Raw genomic sequence first — 18,090 nt, 5'->3', positions numbered from 1 at the left:
TCACGGGTCGGCACGGTGGCGCATTGTAACGCAAAAATCCAGCAGGATGCTCAGGCCGCCGCCACCTTCACCGGTACGCCGTTGAGCGCCGCATTACCCGACAACTCGTCCAATTGCCGCTCGTCGGTCAAGTCATTCGCACTCGCCCCCGGCTGGCCGCTCGCGATGCTCATCTGCACGCCCGGACGACCGTGGCCCCAGCCGTGAGGCAAGCTGACCACACCCGGCATCATGTCCGTGCTGGCCGCTACTTCCACTTCGACCATACCGATACGCGAACTCACCCGCACCCGCTGGCCATCGCTCAACTGACGGCTAGCCAGATCATCGGGGTGCATCAGCAGTTGATGGCGTGGCTTACCCTTCACCAGCCGGTGATAGTTATGCATCCAGGAATTATTGCTGCGCACATGCCGTCGGCCAATCAGCAGCAGTTCGTCGGCCACCGGCGCCGGCTCCGCGGCGAAACGCGCCAGGTCTGCCAGGATCACGGCCGGTGCCGCTTGCACCTTGGCATCCGCGGTTTTCAAACGTGCCGCGAGGTTGGGCTTGAGCGGCCCCAGGTCCACGCCATGGGGATGATCCGCCAGCATGGCCACCGACAGTTTATGACTGGATGCGTCACCATAGGCACCCGCACGCAGGCCGAAGTCGATCATCTGTGCCGGTGGCAGGGTGGGCTTGAGCACCGCGCCAGTGTGCGCCGCAAACGCCTTGGCCAAGCCGACAAAAATCTCCCAGTCATGCAACGCCCCCTCAGGCTTGGGCAGGATGGCACGATTGAAACGCGTGACATTGCGCACCGCAAACAGATTGAAGGTGGTGTCGTAGTGATCGTTTTCCAGCGCCGAGGTGGAGGGCAAGATCAGGTCGGCATAACGCGTGGTCTCGTTGATATACAGGTCGATGCTGACCATGAATTCCAACCCGTCCAGTGCTTGCTCCAATTGGCGACCGTTAGGTGTGGACAGCACCGGGTTGCCGGCCACCGTCACGAGGGCGCGGATCTGCCCTTCACCCTCGGTCAGCATTTCTTCGGCCAGCGCCGACACCGGCAGTTCTCCACCGTACTCCGGGCGTCCGGACACGCGGCTCTGCCAGCGGTTGAAATGGCCGCCGCTGGTGGAGGCCACCAGGTCCACCGCGGGGCTGGTGCAGAGCGCGCCGCCGACGCGGTCCAGATTGCCGGTCACCAGGTTGATCAGTTGCACCAGCCAATGGCACAGCGTGCCAAACGCCTGGGTCGAGACCCCCATGCGGCCATAACAAACGGCCTTGTCAGCGCCGGCGAAGTCCCTGGCCAACTGGCGGATCTGCTCGGCAGGCACCGCACACTGGCGGCTCATGGCCTCGGCATCGAAGCCGGCAATCGCCTTGCGTACATCATCCAGGCCTTCCACCGGCAAATGGCTGTCGCGTGTCAGCCCTTCTGTGAACAACGTGTTGAGCACCCCAAACAACAACGCCGCATCGCCGCCGGGGCGTACGAACACGTGCTGGTCGGCGATGGCTGCCGTCTCGCTGCGCCGCGGGTCGACCACCACCACTTTTCCACCCCGCGCCTGGATGGCCTTGAGGCGTTTTTCCACATCGGGCACGGTCATGATGCTGCCATTGGAGGCCAGCGGGTTGCCGCCGAGGATCAACATGAAGTCGGTCTGGTCGATGTCGGGGATGGGCAACAACAGGCCGTGGCCGTACATCAGGTGGCTGGTGAGGTGATGAGGCAGCTGGTCTACCGAGGTCGCGGAAAAGCGATTGCGCGTCTTCAACAGCCCTAGAAAGTAGTTACTGTGGGTCATCAACCCATAGTTATGCACACTGGGGTTGCCCTGATACACCGCCACCGCGTTCTGCCCATGCCGCGCCTGGATACCCGCAAGCCGCTCGGCCACCAGGGCAAAGGCTTCATCCCAGCCAATCGGCTGCCATTCGCTGCCCACCCGCCGCATGGGTTGGTGCAGGCGGTCCGGGTCATTCTGGATGTCCTGCAGGGCCACGGCTTTGGGGCAGATGTGGCCGCGACTGAAACTGTCCAGAGGGTCGCCCTTGATCGAGGTGATCGCCAGGCGACCGTCTTCGCCTTGGGTGGTTTCCAGGGTGAGGCCGCAGATGGCTTCGCACAGGTGGCAGGCACGGTGGTGGAGAGTCTTGGTCATGGCCAGTCTCTTTTATAGGGGCTTTGGCTCAACTATGGGCCGCGACCACTTGGGGCGCCAGCAACCTTCGCGTTGTGAATCGACAGGCATAGGCCAGGGCATGGCTAAGCATGAGCAAATGTTTCAGAAACCTTGCCAGCAGGCGCTGAAACCGACGCGGCCTGGCCCAAGCCCGCCCCCGCGCATTGCAAAAGGCCTGGACGCCAGTGTACAAATGGCTCGCTGCTGTCAGGAAATCGTCTTCAAACGCGCGCCAGCGCCCTGCTTGAACATCCCTAAAGCCGTAGCCCTATTGGTAAAACGCGACATTTAATGTCAATATCGCGTCTTCCCCTATTTCGTCGCCCCGTGCGGCTTTCGCCGCAGGTCTCGCCCGTTGTCGCAATAAACAAGGCTTTGAGTATCTGCGGTCTGTTGCAAAAGGTAGTTAATGATGAGCGCAAGGCACTTTCTCTCCCTGATGGATTGCACGCCCGAAGAGCTGGTCAGCGTGATCCGTCGCGGCATTGAGCTTAAAGACCTGCGTAACCGCGGTGTACTGTTTGAGCCGTTGAAAAACCGGGTGCTCGGGATGATTTTCGAAAAGTCCTCGACGCGCACACGCCTGTCGTTCGAAGCCGGCATGATCCAGCTGGGTGGCCAGGCCATCTTCCTGTCACCGCGCGACACCCAGTTGGGCCGTGGTGAGCCGATCAGCGATTGCGCCATCGTGATGTCGCGCATGCTCGATGCCGTGATGATCCGTACCTTCGCCCACAGCACCTTGACCGAATTTGCCGCCAACTCCCGTGTGCCCGTGATCAACGGCCTGTCCGATGACCTGCATCCCTGCCAGTTGCTGGCCGACATGCAAACCTTTCTCGAACATCGTGGCTCGATCCAAGGCAAGACCGTGGCCTGGATCGGCGACGGCAACAATATGTGCAACAGCTATATAGAAGCGGCGATCCAGTTCGACTTCCACCTGCGTATCGCCTGCCCTGAAGGCTACGAGCCCAGCGCCGAGTTCATGGCCAAGGCCGATGGCCGTGTGCAACTGCTGCGCGATCCAAAAGACGCAGTGGTCGGCGCGCACCTGGTGAGCACCGACGTCTGGACCTCCATGGGCCAGGAAGACGAAACCGCCAAACGCCTGGCCCAATTCGCGCCGTTCCAGGTGACCCGCGCGTTGCTCGACCTGGCCGCGCCGGACGTGCTGTTCATGCACTGCCTGCCCGCCCACCGAGGCGAAGAAATCAGCCAGGACCTGCTCGACGATCCGCGCTCAGTCGCGTGGGATCAGGCCGAGAACCGCCTGCATGCGCAAAAAGCCTTGCTCGAATTCCTCGTCCCGCCGTCGTACCACCACGCATGAGCCAGCCATTACTGCTGAACCTGCGCAATCTGGCATGCGGCTATCAAGACCAGCGGGTGGTGCTGAACCTCAACCTGCACCTCAACGCCGGCGATATCGGTTGCCTGCTCGGCTCTTCGGGCTGCGGCAAGACCACTACCCTGCGCGCGATCGCAGGCTTTGAGCCGGTGCATGAAGGCGAAATCAGCCTGGCGGGCGACGTCATCTCCCGCGCCGGTTTCACCCTCGCGCCGGAGAAGCGTCGCATCGGCATGGTGTTCCAGGACTACGCATTGTTCCCGCACCTGAGCGTGGCTGACAACATCGCCTTTGGCATTCGCAAACACCCGCAAAAAGAGCGCGTGGTCGCCGAGTTGCTGGAACTGGTCAACTTGAAGAACCTGGGCAAGCGCTTCCCCCATGAGCTTTCCGGTGGCCAGCAACAACGCGTCGCCCTCGCCCGCGCCCTGGCGCCGGAGCCGCAGCTGCTGTTGCTGGATGAACCCTTTTCCAACCTCGATGGCGAACTGCGCCGCAAGCTCAGCCATGAAGTGCGCGACATCCTCAAGGCACGCGGCACTAGCGCGATCCTGGTGACCCATGATCAGGAAGAGGCCTTCGCCGTCAGCGATCACGTCGGGGTCTTCAAGGAAGGCCGACTAGAGCAGTGGGACACACCCTACAACCTCTATCACGAACCGCAGACGCCTTACGTTGCCAGTTTCATCGGCCAGGGGTATTTCATCCGTGGGCGGCTGAACTCACCGGAATCGGTCAGCACTGAACTGGGCGACTTGCGCGGAAACCGAGCCTATACCTTGCCGACCGGTGCAGCAGTGGATGTGCTGCTGCGCCCGGACGACATCGTGTATGCGCCGGACAGCGCGTTGAAAGCCCGGATCGTCGGCAAGACCTTCCTCGGCGCCTCAACGCTGTACCGGTTACAGCTGCCGACCGGCGCGCAATTAGAGTCGATTTTCCCCAGCCATGCCGATCACCAAGTGGGCGCAGAGGTGGGGATCCGTGTGGCGGCTGAACATTTGGTGGTGTTCCAGGCATCCGGCAGCACAGCGGCGCAGATTCCCGCTGTTGAGTCAGGCGTGCGCCGCCACAGCGTCGCTCACTGACGAAACCGGATCAAACTGTGGGAGCTGGCTTGCCTGCGATACAGACAACTCGGGTTATCTGTTACACCGCGTTGATGCTATCGCAGGCAAGCCAGCTTCCACACTTGATCCTCATAGACTTCAAAGATGATTATCAGGCCCGCCCGATCGGTGCGAATTTGGCCTGGGTGTGTTCTGCCAGCACCGCCGCTGGCAATTCAACTTCCAGGCCTCTTCTGCCCGCGCTGACAAAAATCGTTGCAAAGGGTTGCGCCGTTTCATCGATAAACGTGCGCAGGCGCTTTTTCTGCCCCAACGGACTGATGCCGCCCAACAGATAACCCGTGGAGCGCTGCGCCGCTGCCGGGTCAGCCATTTCGACTTTCTTCACACCCGCAGCGTGAGCCAGGGCTTTCAAGTCCAGACTTCCGACGACCGGCACCACCGCCACCAACAATTCACCCTTCTCACTGCTCGCCAGCAGCGTCTTGAACACCTGGGCCGGGTCCAGGCTCAATTTCTCCGCGGCCTCCAGCCCATACGAGGCTGCCTTGGGATCATGTTCATAACTATGCACACGATGTTCGGCGCGAACTTTTTTCAACAGGTCCAATGCAGGGGTCATAGCGGCTCCGGGCGGGCAAACTGATGGCCAATTCTAGGCCAAGCCTACCTAAAACGCTCTAGCACAGACCTATTACCGCTTAAGCAACGCGCCTTGGCCATGATCATTCATCACACCAATAGTTCGGAAATGACCAATGGTTCACTTTCGACCTTTGACAGCGGTCATTCTTGTCTATATTTTTTCGTTTCCGAATACCGTAGGAATAATCCTCTGGTACTCCGCAGTAAGCCGCGATCCAGGATGGGGATCCTTCTCGTGGTGAATATCGCGCAACTGCCCGTTGAGGCCGTGCGCAAGACAAGAACAACAATTGAGGTTTTCCATGACAACTGCTCTTCAACAGCCTTCACTTTCGAGCCAATGCATGGCCGAATTCCTGGGCACCGCGCTGCTGATCTTCTTCGGTACAGGATGCGTCGCCGCGCTCAAGGTCGCGGGTGCGAGCTTTGGCTTGTGGGAAATCAGTATCATCTGGGGGGTCGGCGTGAGCATGGCGATCTACCTGAGTGCCGGTATTTCCGGGGCTCACCTCAACCCAGCGGTCAGTATCGCCCTGTGCATCTTTGCCGATTTTGAAAAGCGCAAACTGCCCTTCTATATTCTTGCCCAGGTCGCCGGCGCCTTTTGCTCCGCCGCCCTGGTGTACACGCTCTACAGCAATCTGTTTTTCGATTACGAACAAACCCACCACATGGTCCGCGGCTCCCAAGCCAGCCTGGAATTGGCCTCGGTGTTCTCCACCTATCCTCATGCGCTGCTGAGCACGGCCCAGGCATTCCTGGTGGAAATGGTCATCACCGCCATCCTGATGGGCGTGATCATGGCCCTCACCGACGATAACAACGGCCTGCCACGCGGCCCCCTGGCGCCCCTGCTGATCGGTTTGCTGATCGCGGTGATTGGTAGCGCCATGGGCCCCCTGACCGGCTTTGCGATGAACCCGGCACGGGATTTCGGCCCCAAGCTGATGACCTTTTTCGCCGGTTGGGGTGAAATGGCCTTTACTGGCGGTCGAGATATTCCTTACTTCCTGGTGCCGATTTTCGCCCCGATTGTCGGCGCATGCCTGGGTGCTGCGGCCTATCGCGGGCTGATTGCCCGCCATCTGCCGAGCGCAGCACCGGCTATCGCTGAAGAAACACCTGACACGGCTGTCAACGGCAAGACTCGTATTTCCTGAAAGCGCCAGCCTGGTCCCCTGCCCTTCGCGGCCCAGGCTGATTTCTGACTTCCTTATTTCGTCCAAGGCAATTGACATGACCGACCTTCAGAATAAGAACTACATCATTGCCCTTGATCAGGGCACCACCAGTTCCCGGGCGATCATCTTCGATCGTGACGCCAACGTGGTGTGTACCGCCCAGCGTGAATTCGTCCAGCACTACCCGCAGGCGGGCTGGGTTGAACATGACCCGATGGAAATCTTCGCCACCCAGAGCGCGGTGATGGTTGAGGCGCTGGCCCAGGCCGGCCTGCACCATGACCAGGTGGCCGCCATCGGTATCACCAACCAGCGTGAAACCACGGTGGTCTGGGACAAGATCACCGGCCGCCCGATCTACAACGCCATCGTCTGGCAGTGCCGTCGCAGTACCGAGATCTGCCAGCAGCTCAAGCGCGACGGCCATGAGCAATACATCAGCGACACCACGGGCCTTGTGACCGACCCGTACTTCTCCGGCACCAAGCTCAAGTGGATCCTCGACAACGTCGAAGGCAGTCGCGAACGTGCGCGCAATGGCGAACTGCTGTTCGGCACCGTCGACAGCTGGCTGATCTGGAAATTCACCGGCGGCAAGACCCACGTCACCGACTACACCAACGCGTCGCGCACCATGCTCTTCAACATCCACACCCTGGAGTGGGATGCGAAGATGCTGGAGATTCTCGACATCCCACGGGAAATGCTCCCTGAAGTGAAGTCATCGTCGCAAATCTATGGCCGTACCAAGAGCGGCATCGCTATCGGTGGCATTGCCGGCGACCAGCAAGCGGCCCTGTTTGGCCAGATGTGCGTGGAAGCGGGCCAGGCCAAGAACACCTACGGCACCGGCTGCTTCCTGCTGATGAACACCGGCGACAAGGCGGTGAAATCCAAACACGGCATGCTCACCACCATTGCCTGCGGCCCGCGCGGTGAGGTGGCCTATGCCCTGGAAGGCGCGGTCTTCAACGGCGGCTCCACCGTGCAATGGCTGCGTGACGAACTGAAGATCATCAACGATGCCCACGACACCGAATACTTTGCCGGCAAGGTCAAAGACAGCAACGGCGTGTACCTGGTACCCGCCTTCACCGGCCTCGGCGCGCCCTACTGGGACCCGTATGCCCGTGGCGCACTGTTCGGCCTGACCCGTGGCGTACGCGTAGACCACATTATTCGCGCAGCCCTGGAGTCGATTGCCTACCAGACCCGCGACGTCCTCGACGCCATGCAACAGGACTCGGGCGAACGCCTCAAGGCCCTGCGCGTGGACGGCGGCGCGGTTGCCAACAATTTCCTGATGCAATTCCAGGCCGACATCCTCGGCACCCAGGTAGAACGCCCGCAAATGCGTGAGACCACTGCCTTGGGCGCAGCCTACCTGGCCGGCCTGGCGTGTGGCTTCTGGGGCAGCCTGGACGAGTTGCGCGGCAAAGCAGTGATCGAGCGCGAGTTCGAACCACAGCTGGATGAAGCGGCCAAAGAAAAACTCTATGCCGGCTGGCAAAAAGCCGTGAGCCGCACCCGTGACTGGGAACCGCACGAAGGCGCCGAATAAGCCAAGCGCTGGCTTACGGTAGGTTGTAACTGGCAGGGAGCGGATTCCTGCGTCATCATGGGCCACTTTTGTATGGCAGCCCAAAGGACGCCCCATGAATCTGCCTCCCCGCCAACAACAAATCCTCGAACTGGTCCGCGAAAGCGGCTACGTCAGTATCGAGGAAATGGCGCAGCTATTCGTTGTCACCCCGCAAACCATCCGCCGCGATATCAACCAGCTGGCGGACGCCAACCTGTTGCGCCGCTACCACGGCGGCGCAGCCTATGACTCCAGTGTCGAGAATACCGCGTACGCCATGCGTGCCGACCAGATGCGCGACGAGAAGCAACGCATCGGTGAAGCCATCGCCGCGCAGATTCCCGATCATGCCTCGCTGTTCATCAACATTGGCACCACCACCGAATCCATCGCCCGTGCGCTGCTCAATCACAACCACCTGAAAATCATCACCAACAACCTCAACGTTGCCACCATGCTCAGCGCCAAGGACGACTTCGATGTGTTGCTCACCGGCGGCAATGTGCGCCGTGACGGTGGCGTGGTGGGCCAAGCCAGTGTCGACTTCATCAACCAGTTCAAGGTCGACTTTGCCCTGGTGGGCATCAGCGGGATCGACGAGGACGGCAGCCTGCTGGACTTCGATTACCAAGAAGTGCGGGTTTCCCAGGCCATCATCGCCAATGCGCGGCAAGTGATTCTGGCGGCAGACTCCAGCAAATTCGGGCGCAATGCCATGATTCGCCTGGGGCCGATCAGCCTGGTGGACTGCCTGGTGACTGACCAGCAGCCGGTGCCGGCCTTGGTGCAAGTGCTGAATGAGCACAAGGTGCGGCTGGAAGTCGTTTAGCGCCTGTTCAGGCGTCATCGCGGGCAAGCCCGACTCCCACAGTTTGAAATGCGATTAAATGTGGGAGCCGGGCTTGCCCGCGATGACGGCCTCACTCACACCCATACATTCACCTTTGTTCATAATTCTTCCTTTCTCCGCCCTTCGATGAGTTTTTTCAATCGAAGTCGGGTGGCTGTGCCCGCAATTATCAGCTACCATTTTCGCAAATGAACATTAATGTTCGAATTCCAAGACGAAAAGATCGCGAGGCCAGCCGATGAACCCTTCCACCTTGCCTGCTCCACCGCTTGCCGAAGTCTATGACGTTGCCGTAATTGGTGGCGGGATCAATGGCGTCGGGATTGCGGCAGACGCAGCCGGTCGCGGTTTGTCGGTATTCCTTTGCGAAAAGGATGACTTGGCCAGCCACACCTCCTCGGCCAGCAGTAAGCTGATCCACGGCGGCCTGCGTTACCTGGAACACTACGAATTCCGCCTGGTGCGCGAAGCCCTGGCCGAACGTGAGGTGCTGCTAGGCAAAGCCCCACACATCGTCAAGCAAATGCGCTTCGTGCTGCCGCACCGCCCGCACTTGCGCCCGGCGTGGATGATTCGCGCTGGCTTGTTCCTGTATGACCACTTGGGCAAGCGCGAAAAACTGGCAGGCTCCAAAAGCCTCAAGTTCGGTGCCGACAGCCCGCTGAAAAGTGAAATTACCCGAGGCTTCGAATACTCCGACTGCTGGGTCGATGACGCCCGCTTGGTCGTGCTCAACGCCATGGCGGCCCGCGAGAAAGGCGCGCACATCCACACGCAGACCCGTTGCGTCAGCGCCCATCGCAGTAACGGCCTGTGGGAAATGAACATGGAGCGTGCCGACGGCAGCCTGTTCTCGATCCGCGCCCGCGCCCTGGTGAATGCTGCCGGCCCTTGGGTGGCCAAATTCATCAAGGACGACCTGAAGCTGGATTCGCCCTACGGCATCCGCCTGATTCAAGGCAGCCACCTGATCGTGCCGCGCCTGTACGAAGGCGCCCACGCGCACATCCTGCAGAACGAAGACCAGCGCATCGTCTTCACCATTCCGTACCTGAACCACTTGACGATCATCGGCACCACCGACCGCGAATACACCGGCGACCCGGCTGCAGTGGCGATCACCGAAGGCGAAACCGACTACATGCTCAAAGTGGTCAACGCGCACTTCAAGAAACAACTGAGCCGTGACGATATCGTCCACACTTACTCCGGCGTGCGCCCGCTGTGCAACGACGAGTCCGACAACCCATCGGCCATCACGCGCGATTACACCCTGGCCTTGTCCGGCGGCACCGGCGAAGCGCCGATCCTGTCGGTATTCGGCGGCAAGCTGACCACCTATCGCAAACTGGCCGAGTCGGCCATGGCCCAACTGGCGCCGTACTTCACCCAGATGCGCCCTAGCTGGACCGCCACGGCCAGCCTGCCCGGCGGTGAAGACATGACCACCCCTGAAGCCCTGGCTGACGCCATCCGTGCCAAGTTCGACTGGGTACCGAGCGAGATCGCCCGCCGCTGGTCCACCACTTACGGCAGCCGCACCTGGCGCTTGCTGGAGGGCGTGCAAACGCTCGCCGATCTGGGTGACCACCTGGGTGGCGGCCTGTATAGCCGCGAAGTCGACTATCTGTGCGCCGAAGAGTGGGTGACGCAACCGCAGGACGTGCTGTGGCGCCGTACCAAGCTTGGCCTGTTCACCACCGAGCAGGAGCAGGAAAACCTGCAACGCTATTTGTCCAAGGTCGAGCAGAACCGCAGCAAGATCGAAGCGGCCTGACCGCCTGACTGTAGGAGCGAGCTTGCTCGCGAAAAACTAGAGAGCGCCGCGTTTATTCAGCATAAACGCGGCGTTTTTGCGTTTTTCGCGAGCAAGCTCGCTCCTACAGACTATTCGGTTTTCCGAACGCGCCCCTCAACTCTATTCGGTTTGCCGGATCAAAGACCGAAAATATCACCGAAACAAAAAGTTAATTTCCATATAAATCATGCAGTTATCCTTTTATTTTCGGTATGGCACGACTCATGCTCTACACTCTTCAACGATTGCCTGAGGCGCCTTAGGAGCCGTCACGGGCAGTTGCTGTACAAGAGAGCCGTTCAGCTGGCTTCATAAAAAAAACAAATGTCGAGGAAGTATTGATGCGCATCGTTCCCCATATCCTGGGCGCAGCTATCGCTGCTGCTCTGATCAGCACTCCAGTTTTTGCCGCCGAACTCACCGGCACACTGAAGAAAATCAACGACTCCGGCACCATCACTCTCGCTCACCGCGACAGCTCCATTCCGTTTTCCTACATCGCGGATGGTTCGGGCAAACCCGTGGGCTACTCCCACGACATCCAGTTGGCCGTTGTCGAGCAACTGAAAAAAGACCTGAACAAACCCGACCTCAAAGCCAAGTACAACCTGGTGACCTCGCAAACCCGTATCCCGTTGATCCAGAACGGCACCGCGGATCTGGAGTGCGGCTCCACCACCAATAACGCCGAACGCGCCCAGCAAGTTGACTTCACCGTCAACATCTTCGAAATCGGCACCCGCCTGCTGGTCAAGAAAGACAAGGAAGGCAAGCCGTCCTACGCTGACTTTGCCGACCTGAAAGGCAAAAACGTCGTGACCACCGCCGGCACCACGTCCGAGCGCATCATCAAGGCGATGAACGCCGACAAGCAAATGGGCATGAACGTTATCTCCGCCAAAGACCACGGCGAATCCTTCCAGATGCTCGAAAGCGGCCGTGCCGTTGCATTCATGATGGACGACGCCCTGCTGGCCGGTGAAGAAGCCAAGGCCAAGAAGCCCGATGACTGGGTTATCACCGGCACTCCGCAGTCATTCGAAGCCTATGCATGCATGGTTCGCAAAGGCGACCCGGACTTCAAGAAAGCCGTGGATGACGCCATTGTCGCCCTGTACAAGTCCGGCGAGATCAACAAGATCTACGCCAAATGGTTCGAAAGCCCGATCCCACCGAAAGGCCTGAACCTGAACTTCCCGATGAGCGACAAGGTCAAGGAGCTGATCGCTAACCCTAGCGACAAACCAGCGCCAGAAGTAAAAATCTGATACCTGACTAAGCTTATGTCCTGAGGGAGCCAACCCTCCCTCAGGCGTCTGTAATTACCTGCTGGTTTTAACTTGGAACACTCGACCTGGCGGTTTTCGAGCCGATCGTGTGTGCCTGGCGTTCAACGTCAGGCGGGAACGGATCTTCCCCAAGCGGGTGCTTGTACATCGATCGATCTCGAGGGGAGACCCTAATGAATTACAACTGGGACTGGGGCGTGTTCTTCAAGTCCACCGGCGTGGGCAGCGAGACTTATCTCGACTGGTACCTCTCCGGGCTGGGCTGGACCATCGCCATTGCTGTCGTGGCATGGATTATCGCCTTGCTGCTGGGCTCCATTCTGGGGGTCATGCGCACGGTGCCAAACCGCCTCGTATCGGGCATCGCGACCTGCTACGTGGAACTGTTTCGTAACGTGCCGCTGCTGGTTCAGCTGTTCATCTGGTACTTCCTGGTACCGGACATGCTGCCGCAGAACCTGCAGGACTGGTACAAACAAGACCTGAACCCGACCACTTCGGCCTACCTGAGTGTCGTAGTGTGCCTGGGCCTGTTCACTGCCGCCCGTGTGTGCGAGCAAGTGCGTACCGGTATCCAGGCGCTGCCACGCGGCCAGGAATCCGCGGCGCGCGCCATGGGCTTCAAGCTGCCGCAGATCTACTGGAACGTGCTGCTGCCCCAGGCTTACCGCATCATCATTCCGCCGCTTACCTCGGAATTCCTCAACGTGTTCAAGAACTCCTCCGTGGCGTCCTTGATCGGCTTGATGGAACTGCTGGCGCAAACCAAACAGACCGCCGAGTTCTCGGCCAACCTGTTTGAAGCCTTCACCCTGGCCACGCTTATCTACTTCACCCTGAACATGAGCCTGATGCTGCTGATGCGCGTGGTCGAGAAGAAAGTCGCAGTGCCCGGCCTGATCTCCGTGGGGGGCAAATAATGGACTTCGATTTCAGCGGCATCATCCCCGCCATCCCGGGCCTGTGGAACGGCATGGTCATGACCTTGAAGCTGATGGTCATGGGTGTGGTCGGCGGCATCATCATCGGGACCATTCTGGCCCTGATGCGCTTGTCGTCCAATAAACTGCTGTCCCGCGTGGCCGGCGCCTATGTGAACTACTTCCGCTCGATCCCGCTGCTGCTGGTGATCACCTGGTTCTACCTGGCGGTGCCGTTCGTGCTGCGCTGGATCACCGGCGAAGACACCCCGATCGGCGCGTTCACCTCCTGCGTCGTGGCGTTCATGATGTTCGAGGCTGCGTACTTCTGCGAAATCGTACGAGCCGGCGTGCAGTCGATTCCCAAGGGCCAGATGGCGGCGGCACAAGCCATGGGCATGACCTACGGCCAGACCATGCGCCTGATCATCCTGCCCCAGGCGTTCCGCAAGATGACGCCGTTGCTGCTGCAACAGTCGATCATCCTGTTCCAGGACACCTCCCTGGTCTACACCGTGGGCCTGGTGGACTTCCTCAACTCCGCCCGCTCCAACGGCGACATCATCGGCCGCTCCAACGAGTTCCTGATCTTTGCCGGTGTCGTCTACTTCATCATCAGCTTTTCCGCCTCGCTGCTGGTCAAGCGTCTGCAAAAAAGGTTTGCCGTATGATCTCTATCAAGAACATCAACAAGTGGTATGGCGACTTCCAGGTGCTGACCGATTGCAGCACTGAGGTTAAAAAAGGCGAAGTGATCGTGGTGTGCGGGCCGTCCGGGTCGGGCAAATCCACCCTGATCAAATGCGTGAACGCGCTGGAACCGTTCCAGAAAGGCGACATTGTCGTCGACGGCACCTCCATCGCCGACCCGAAGACCAACCTGCCAAAACTGCGTTCGCGCGTGGGCATGGTGTTTCAGCACTTCGAGCTGTTCCCGCACCTGACCATCACCGAAAACCTGACCATCGCGCAGATCAAGGTATTGGGCCGCAGCAAGGAAGAAGCCACCAAGAAGGGCCTGCAACTGCTCGACCGCGTGGGCTTGTCGGCTCACGCCCACAAGCATCCTGGCCAGCTCTCCGGCGGCCAGCAACAACGTGTGGCGATTGCCCGCGCCCTGGCCATGGACCCGATCGTCATGCTGTTCGACGAACCGACCTCGGCGCTGGACCCGGAAATGGTCAACGAAGTGCTCGACGTGATGGTGCAACTGGCCCACGAAGGCATGACCATGATGTGTGTGACCCACGAAATGGGCTTTGCGCGCAAAGTGGCCGACCGCGTGATCTTCATGGACGCCGGCAAGATCATCGAAGACTGCCCGAAGGAAGAGTTCTTCGGCGACATCAGCGCACGCTCCGAGCGTGCGCAGCACTTCCTCGAGAAAATCCTGCAGCACTAAAAGCAACACCGTTCGTTCTGTAGGAGCCGGGCTTGTGTGGGAGCTGGCTTGCCTGCGATGGCATCGCCTCGGTGCAACTGTCACACCGAGGCGCCTGCATCGCGGGCAAGCCCGACTCCCACACAAGCCCGCTCTTACACTGGCGAGAAGTAGCTGACCCAAGGCATCTGTGATGAAATGCGACCCCAATCAATATCGCGCCGCGCCGCCATCACTTGCCGTGAAGCCTCGTCTGATACGCCAACTGTTCCTGCCGCCGTTGATCATCGCCCTGATGGTCGGCCTGGGTTATATCGGCTTCTGGGTCAGTGACTACTACGGCATCCGCACCCTCAGCGACAACGGCGAACGCCAGTTGGAGCTGCACGCCCGCACCGTCGAAAGCGAACTGAGCAAGTACACCTACCTGCCCAGCCTGCTGGAACTGGAGTCCAGTGTTTCCCAACTGCTCGCCGACCCGAACCAGGAAACCCGCAAGACGGTCAACGACTACCTCGAAGGCCTGAACCGCCGCAGTCGCAGCCGCGCCATCTATGTGATGGACACCACCGGCCGCGTGCTGGCCACCAGTAACTGGCGCGATGCCGACAGTTACCAAGGTGAGGACCTGTCCTTTCGCGCCTATTTCCAGAACGCCGTACGCGGCCAGCCCGGTCGTTTCTACGGCATCGGCAGCACCAACGGCGAACCCGGCTATTACCTGGCCCATGGCCTGGAAGAGCACGGCAAGATCATCGGCGTCGCCGTGGTCAAGGTGCGCCTCGAAGCCCTTGAAGAGCGCTGGCAACGTGCGCGCCTCGAAGCTTTCGTGAGCGATGAGAACGGCATCATTATTCTTTCCAGCGACCCGGCGCGCCGCCTCAAGGCCGTACGCCCGCTGAGCGATGACACCAAGGACCGCCTGGCCCACAGCCTGCAATATTACTGGGCGACGCTCAATGAACTGCAACCCCTGGCCCGTGAGCGCCTGAACGAAGGCACCGAGAAACTGACCTTCCCGGCCAACACCGAAGTGGTCAACGACCAGCACGCGGTCAGCTACCTGGCGCAGACCCGCCCGCTGAACGACACGCCGTGGAACTTCACCCTGCTCACCCCGCTCAACGACCTGCGCCGCGCCGCGATCAACCAGGGCATCCTGGTGGCCGTCGCCTTCGGCCTGGTCGCCTTCCTGCTGATTGCCTGGAACGAGCGACGCAAGGTCATCGCCACCCGCCTCGCCGCACGGGAAGCCTTGCAGGAAGCCAACAGCCAGCTTGAGCGTCGGATTGCCGAACGCACCGCCGACCTGCGCGCCAGCAACGAACGGCTCAAGGGCCAGATTCGCGAACGACGCCAGGCCGAAGAAACCTTGCGCCGCGCCCAAGACGAACTGGTACAGGCCGGCAAACTCGCGGCCATCGGCCAGATGTCCACCAGCATCGCCCACGAACTGAACCAGCCGCTGGCGGCCTTGCGCACGCTGTCGGGCAACACCGTACGCTTCCTTGAGCGCGGCGCCCTGGACACCGCCAGCACCAACCTCAAGACCATCAACGAACTGATCGACCGCATGGGCCGCATCACCGCCAGCCTGCGCTCCTTTGCTCGGCGCGGCGACGACCAGGGCGAAGCCAGCCTCGGCAAGGCCGTGGACGCCGCGTTCCAGGTGCTCGGCGCGCGCCTGGACAGCCTGCCGTTGACCGTGCACCGTGACTTTGCCAACGCCCAATTGCAGATCGACCAGACCCGCCTGGAGCAGATCCTGGTCAACCTGATCGGTAACGCGCTCGATGCCATGCAAGCCCAAGCGGTGCCGCAACTGTGGCTGGAAGGCCAGAGCGGCGATGGCAAATACCGCCTGTTGGTGCGTGATAATGGCCACGGCATCGACCCCGAGGCGCGCAAGCATTTGTTCGAACCCTTTTTTACCACCAAGCCCGGCGAACAAGGCCTGGGCCTGGGCCTGACCCTTTCCGCAAGCCTCGCGGCCGCTACCGGCGGTAGCCTTGCCGTGGAACATCCGGCCAATGGTGGTACCGCCTTTGTCCTGAACCTGCCATTGGTGGGCGCTCAACGAGCTGAGTCGACATGAATACACAAGCCCAAGACCTTACCGTCCTGATCGTCGAAGACGACCCCCATGTACTGCTCGGTTGCCAGCAAGCACTGGCGCTCGAAGACATCACCAGCGTCGGCGTGGGCAGCGCCGAAGAAGCGCTCAAGCGCATCGGCGAGAACTTCGCTGGCATCGTCATCAGCGATATCCGCCTGCCGGGCATCGATGGCCTGGAACTGCTGACCCGCCTCAAGGCCATGGATAAAAGCCTGCCGGTGGTGTTGATCACTGGGCATGGCGATATCTCCATGGCGGTGGGCGCCATGCGTAACGGCGCCTACGACTTCATGGAGAAACCCTTCTCGCCCGAACGCCTGGTGGACGTGGCACGCCGCGCCCTGGAACAGCGCGGCCTGGCGCGGGAAGTCTGGTCGTTACGCCGGCAACTGGCCGAGCGCGACTCGCTGGAAGGCCGCATCATCGGCCGCTCGCCGGCGATGCAAAACCTGCGTGAACTGATCGCCAACGTCGCCGACACCTCGGCCAACGTGTTGATCGAAGGCGAAACCGGCACCGGCAAGGAACTGGTCGCGCGCTGCCTGCATGATTTCAGCCGACGCCATACCCACCAGTTCGTTGCGCTCAACTGCGGTGGCCTGCCGGAGAACCTCTTCGAAAGCGAGATTTTCGGCCACGAGGCCAACGCCTTCACCGGCGCCGGTAAACGTCGCATCGGCAAGATCGAGCATGCCCATCAAGGCACGCTGTTCCTCGATGAAGTAGAGAGCATGCCGATCAACCTGCAGATCAAATTGCTGCGGGTGCTGCAAGAACGTACGTTGGAACGCCTGGGTTCGAACCAGAGCGTGGCAGTGGATTGTCGGGTAATCGCTGCCACCAAGTCCGACCTCGACGAGTTGAGCCGCGCCAGCCAGTTCCGCAGCGACCTGTACTACCGCCTCAATGTCGTCACCCTGGAACTGCCGCCTTTGCGCGAGCGGCGCGAAGACATCCTGCAACTGTTCGAACACTTCCTGCAGCAATCGTCGCTACGCTTCGACCGCGCCGTGCCGGAGCTGGACAACCAGACCCTGTCCAGCCTGATGAGCCACGACTGGCCGGGCAACGTGCGTGAGTTGCGCAACGTCGCCGAACGCTTCGCCCTGGGCTTGCCCGCCTTCAAGAAAAGCGGCGCCGGCAGCGGCAACCAAGGGGTTGCCTTTACCGAGGCGGTGGAAGCCTTTGAGCGCAACCTGCTCAACGATGCCCTGCAACGCAGCGGCGGCAACCTGACCCAGGCCAGCCAGGAACTGGGGATGGCCAAGACCACCCTGTTCGACAAGGTCAAGAAATACGGGTTGAGTCACTGATGGATCTGTTCTTGAAGGCTGCACTTGGCGCCGCAGTGGTGCTGATCTTGGCGGCGCTGGCCAAGACCAGAAACTATTACATCGCGGGCTTGGTGCCGCTGTTTCCCACTTTTGCGCTGATCGCCCATTACATCGTCGGCAAAGGCCGAACAGTTGCGGATTTGAAGACCACCATCTTGTTCGGGATGTGGTCGATCATTCCGTACTTTGTGTATTTGGCGACGCTGTATGTAATGGTCGATCGGCTGCGGTTGGAGGCATCGCTGGCAGTCGCCGCCGTGGCCTGGTTGATGGCCGCGACGGTGTTGGTCAGCGTGTGGGTACGCCTGCACACCTGACACAACGCGGCAGATCGTTCCCACGCTCCCGCGTGGGAATGCAGCCAACGACGCTCCGCGTCCACGCGCGTGACGC

At 60.5% G+C, this 18,090-nt stretch carries 15 protein-coding genes; 13 read left to right on the top strand and 2 right to left on the bottom strand.

The window, feature by feature from the left end; all coding sequences use genetic code 11:
• Positions 1–50 precede the first annotated feature (50 nt).
• Entirely contained in the window at positions 51–2,159 is a 2,109-nt protein-coding gene (locus RHM69_RS27595) for a molybdopterin oxidoreductase family protein (protein ID WP_200599153.1), read from the bottom strand.
• A gap of 433 nt (positions 2,160–2,592) precedes the next feature.
• Between RHM69_RS27595 and argF the strand changes: the two genes are divergently transcribed.
• Together argF and RHM69_RS27585 are read left to right on the top strand one after the other, a co-directional pair.
• Positions 2,593–3,513: an ornithine carbamoyltransferase gene (argF, locus tag RHM69_RS27590; protein WP_003188973.1), complete on the top strand. Its 921-nt coding sequence runs from the start codon at positions 2,593–2,595 to the stop codon at positions 3,511–3,513.
• The gene (locus RHM69_RS27585) at positions 3,510–4,619 is read left to right on the top strand and encodes an ABC transporter ATP-binding protein (protein WP_200599152.1); all 1,110 of its coding nucleotides are present in this window, start codon (positions 3,510–3,512) and stop codon (positions 4,617–4,619) included. Before argF ends, RHM69_RS27585 begins: the two co-directional genes overlap by 4 nt.
• A gap of 133 nt (positions 4,620–4,752) precedes the next feature.
• Here RHM69_RS27585 and ybaK read toward each other — a convergent pair whose 3' ends face one another.
• Complete coding sequence (gene ybaK, locus RHM69_RS27580) at positions 4,753–5,223, bottom strand: Cys-tRNA(Pro) deacylase (protein ID WP_014717137.1); 471 nt, start codon at positions 5,221–5,223, stop codon at positions 4,753–4,755.
• A gap of 325 nt (positions 5,224–5,548) precedes the next feature.
• On the opposite strand from ybaK, the gene RHM69_RS27575 reads away from it, so the two are divergent.
• From RHM69_RS27575 to RHM69_RS27525, 11 genes are all read left to right on the top strand, one after another.
• Positions 5,549–6,406, top strand: a complete 858-nt coding sequence (locus RHM69_RS27575; RefSeq protein WP_014717136.1) for an MIP/aquaporin family protein — start codon at positions 5,549–5,551, stop codon at positions 6,404–6,406.
• Between the two features lie 76 nt (positions 6,407–6,482).
• Positions 6,483–7,988: a glycerol kinase GlpK gene (gene glpK, locus RHM69_RS27570; protein WP_014717135.1), complete on the top strand. Its 1,506-nt coding sequence runs from the start codon at positions 6,483–6,485 to the stop codon at positions 7,986–7,988.
• 94 nt (positions 7,989–8,082) lie between these two features.
• Positions 8,083–8,838, top strand: a complete 756-nt coding sequence (locus tag RHM69_RS27565) for a DeoR/GlpR family transcriptional regulator (RefSeq protein WP_282377384.1) — start codon at positions 8,083–8,085, stop codon at positions 8,836–8,838.
• Between the two features lie 259 nt (positions 8,839–9,097).
• Positions 9,098–10,636, top strand: a complete 1,539-nt coding sequence (glpD, locus tag RHM69_RS27560) for a glycerol-3-phosphate dehydrogenase (protein WP_020301173.1) — start codon at positions 9,098–9,100, stop codon at positions 10,634–10,636.
• A gap of 362 nt (positions 10,637–10,998) precedes the next feature.
• Complete coding sequence (locus RHM69_RS27555; RefSeq protein WP_005785249.1) at positions 10,999–11,925, top strand: glutamate/aspartate ABC transporter substrate-binding protein; 927 nt, start codon at positions 10,999–11,001, stop codon at positions 11,923–11,925.
• Between the two features lie 194 nt (positions 11,926–12,119).
• Complete coding sequence (locus RHM69_RS27550; protein ID WP_014717132.1) at positions 12,120–12,866, top strand: amino acid ABC transporter permease; 747 nt, start codon at positions 12,120–12,122, stop codon at positions 12,864–12,866.
• A complete protein-coding gene (locus tag RHM69_RS27545; RefSeq protein ID WP_003188954.1) occupies positions 12,866–13,537 on the top strand; it encodes an amino acid ABC transporter permease in 672 nt (223 codons plus the stop codon). Before RHM69_RS27550 ends, RHM69_RS27545 begins: the two co-directional genes overlap by 1 nt.
• A complete protein-coding gene (locus RHM69_RS27540; RefSeq protein ID WP_003188952.1) occupies positions 13,534–14,268 on the top strand; it encodes an amino acid ABC transporter ATP-binding protein in 735 nt (244 codons plus the stop codon). Before RHM69_RS27545 ends, RHM69_RS27540 begins: the two co-directional genes overlap by 4 nt.
• 172 nt (positions 14,269–14,440) lie before the next feature.
• Positions 14,441–16,342: a sensor histidine kinase gene (locus tag RHM69_RS27535; protein ID WP_014717131.1), complete on the top strand. Its 1,902-nt coding sequence runs from the start codon at positions 14,441–14,443 to the stop codon at positions 16,340–16,342.
• Positions 16,339–17,676 (top strand): sigma-54-dependent transcriptional regulator, encoded by a 1,338-nt coding sequence (locus RHM69_RS27530; RefSeq protein ID WP_014717130.1) that lies wholly within the window; start codon positions 16,339–16,341, stop codon positions 17,674–17,676. The genes RHM69_RS27535 and RHM69_RS27530 overlap by 4 nt, the downstream gene beginning before the upstream one ends.
• Positions 17,676–18,014, top strand: coding sequence for a GlpM family protein (locus tag RHM69_RS27525; RefSeq protein WP_014717129.1), 339 nt, complete (start codon positions 17,676–17,678; stop codon positions 18,012–18,014). Before RHM69_RS27530 ends, RHM69_RS27525 begins: the two co-directional genes overlap by 1 nt.
• Positions 18,015–18,090: the final 76 nt, after the last annotated feature.

This window comes from Pseudomonas sp. CCI1.1 (genome assembly GCF_034348165.1).
In the GTDB taxonomy this organism is placed as follows: Bacteria; Pseudomonadota; Gammaproteobacteria; order Pseudomonadales; family Pseudomonadaceae; genus Aquipseudomonas; species Aquipseudomonas paracarnis.
Note: the sequence above shows the minus strand (reverse complement) of the source record. Positions and strands in the feature narration are given on the sequence as shown.

Excerpts from the sequence above, each read along its gene's own strand:
- glpK (WP_014717135.1), top strand. The coding sequence starts at position 6,483 with ATGACCGACCTTCAGAATAAGAACTACATCATTGCCCTTGATCAGGGC.
- glpD (WP_020301173.1), top strand. The coding sequence starts at position 9,098 with ATGAACCCTTCCACCTTGCCTGCTCCACCGCTTGCCGAAGTCTATGAC.
- RHM69_RS27565 (WP_282377384.1), top strand. The coding sequence starts at position 8,083 with ATGAATCTGCCTCCCCGCCAACAACAAATCCTCGAACTGGTCCGCGAA.
- RHM69_RS27545 (WP_003188954.1), top strand. The coding sequence starts at position 12,866 with ATGGACTTCGATTTCAGCGGCATCATCCCCGCCATCCCGGGCCTGTGG.
- RHM69_RS27555 (WP_005785249.1), top strand. The coding sequence starts at position 10,999 with ATGCGCATCGTTCCCCATATCCTGGGCGCAGCTATCGCTGCTGCTCTG.
- RHM69_RS27530 (WP_014717130.1), top strand. The coding sequence starts at position 16,339 with ATGAATACACAAGCCCAAGACCTTACCGTCCTGATCGTCGAAGACGAC.
- RHM69_RS27575 (WP_014717136.1), top strand. The coding sequence starts at position 5,549 with ATGACAACTGCTCTTCAACAGCCTTCACTTTCGAGCCAATGCATGGCC.
- ybaK (WP_014717137.1), bottom strand. The coding sequence starts at position 5,223 with ATGACCCCTGCATTGGACCTGTTGAAAAAAGTTCGCGCCGAACATCGT.
- argF (WP_003188973.1), top strand. The coding sequence starts at position 2,593 with ATGAGCGCAAGGCACTTTCTCTCCCTGATGGATTGCACGCCCGAAGAG.
- RHM69_RS27585 (WP_200599152.1), top strand. The coding sequence starts at position 3,510 with ATGAGCCAGCCATTACTGCTGAACCTGCGCAATCTGGCATGCGGCTAT.
- RHM69_RS27595 (WP_200599153.1), bottom strand. The coding sequence starts at position 2,159 with ATGACCAAGACTCTCCACCACCGTGCCTGCCACCTGTGCGAAGCCATC.
- RHM69_RS27550 (WP_014717132.1), top strand. The coding sequence starts at position 12,120 with ATGAATTACAACTGGGACTGGGGCGTGTTCTTCAAGTCCACCGGCGTG.
- RHM69_RS27525 (WP_014717129.1), top strand. The coding sequence starts at position 17,676 with ATGGATCTGTTCTTGAAGGCTGCACTTGGCGCCGCAGTGGTGCTGATC.
- RHM69_RS27535 (WP_014717131.1), top strand. The coding sequence starts at position 14,441 with ATGAAATGCGACCCCAATCAATATCGCGCCGCGCCGCCATCACTTGCC.
- RHM69_RS27540 (WP_003188952.1), top strand. The coding sequence starts at position 13,534 with ATGATCTCTATCAAGAACATCAACAAGTGGTATGGCGACTTCCAGGTG.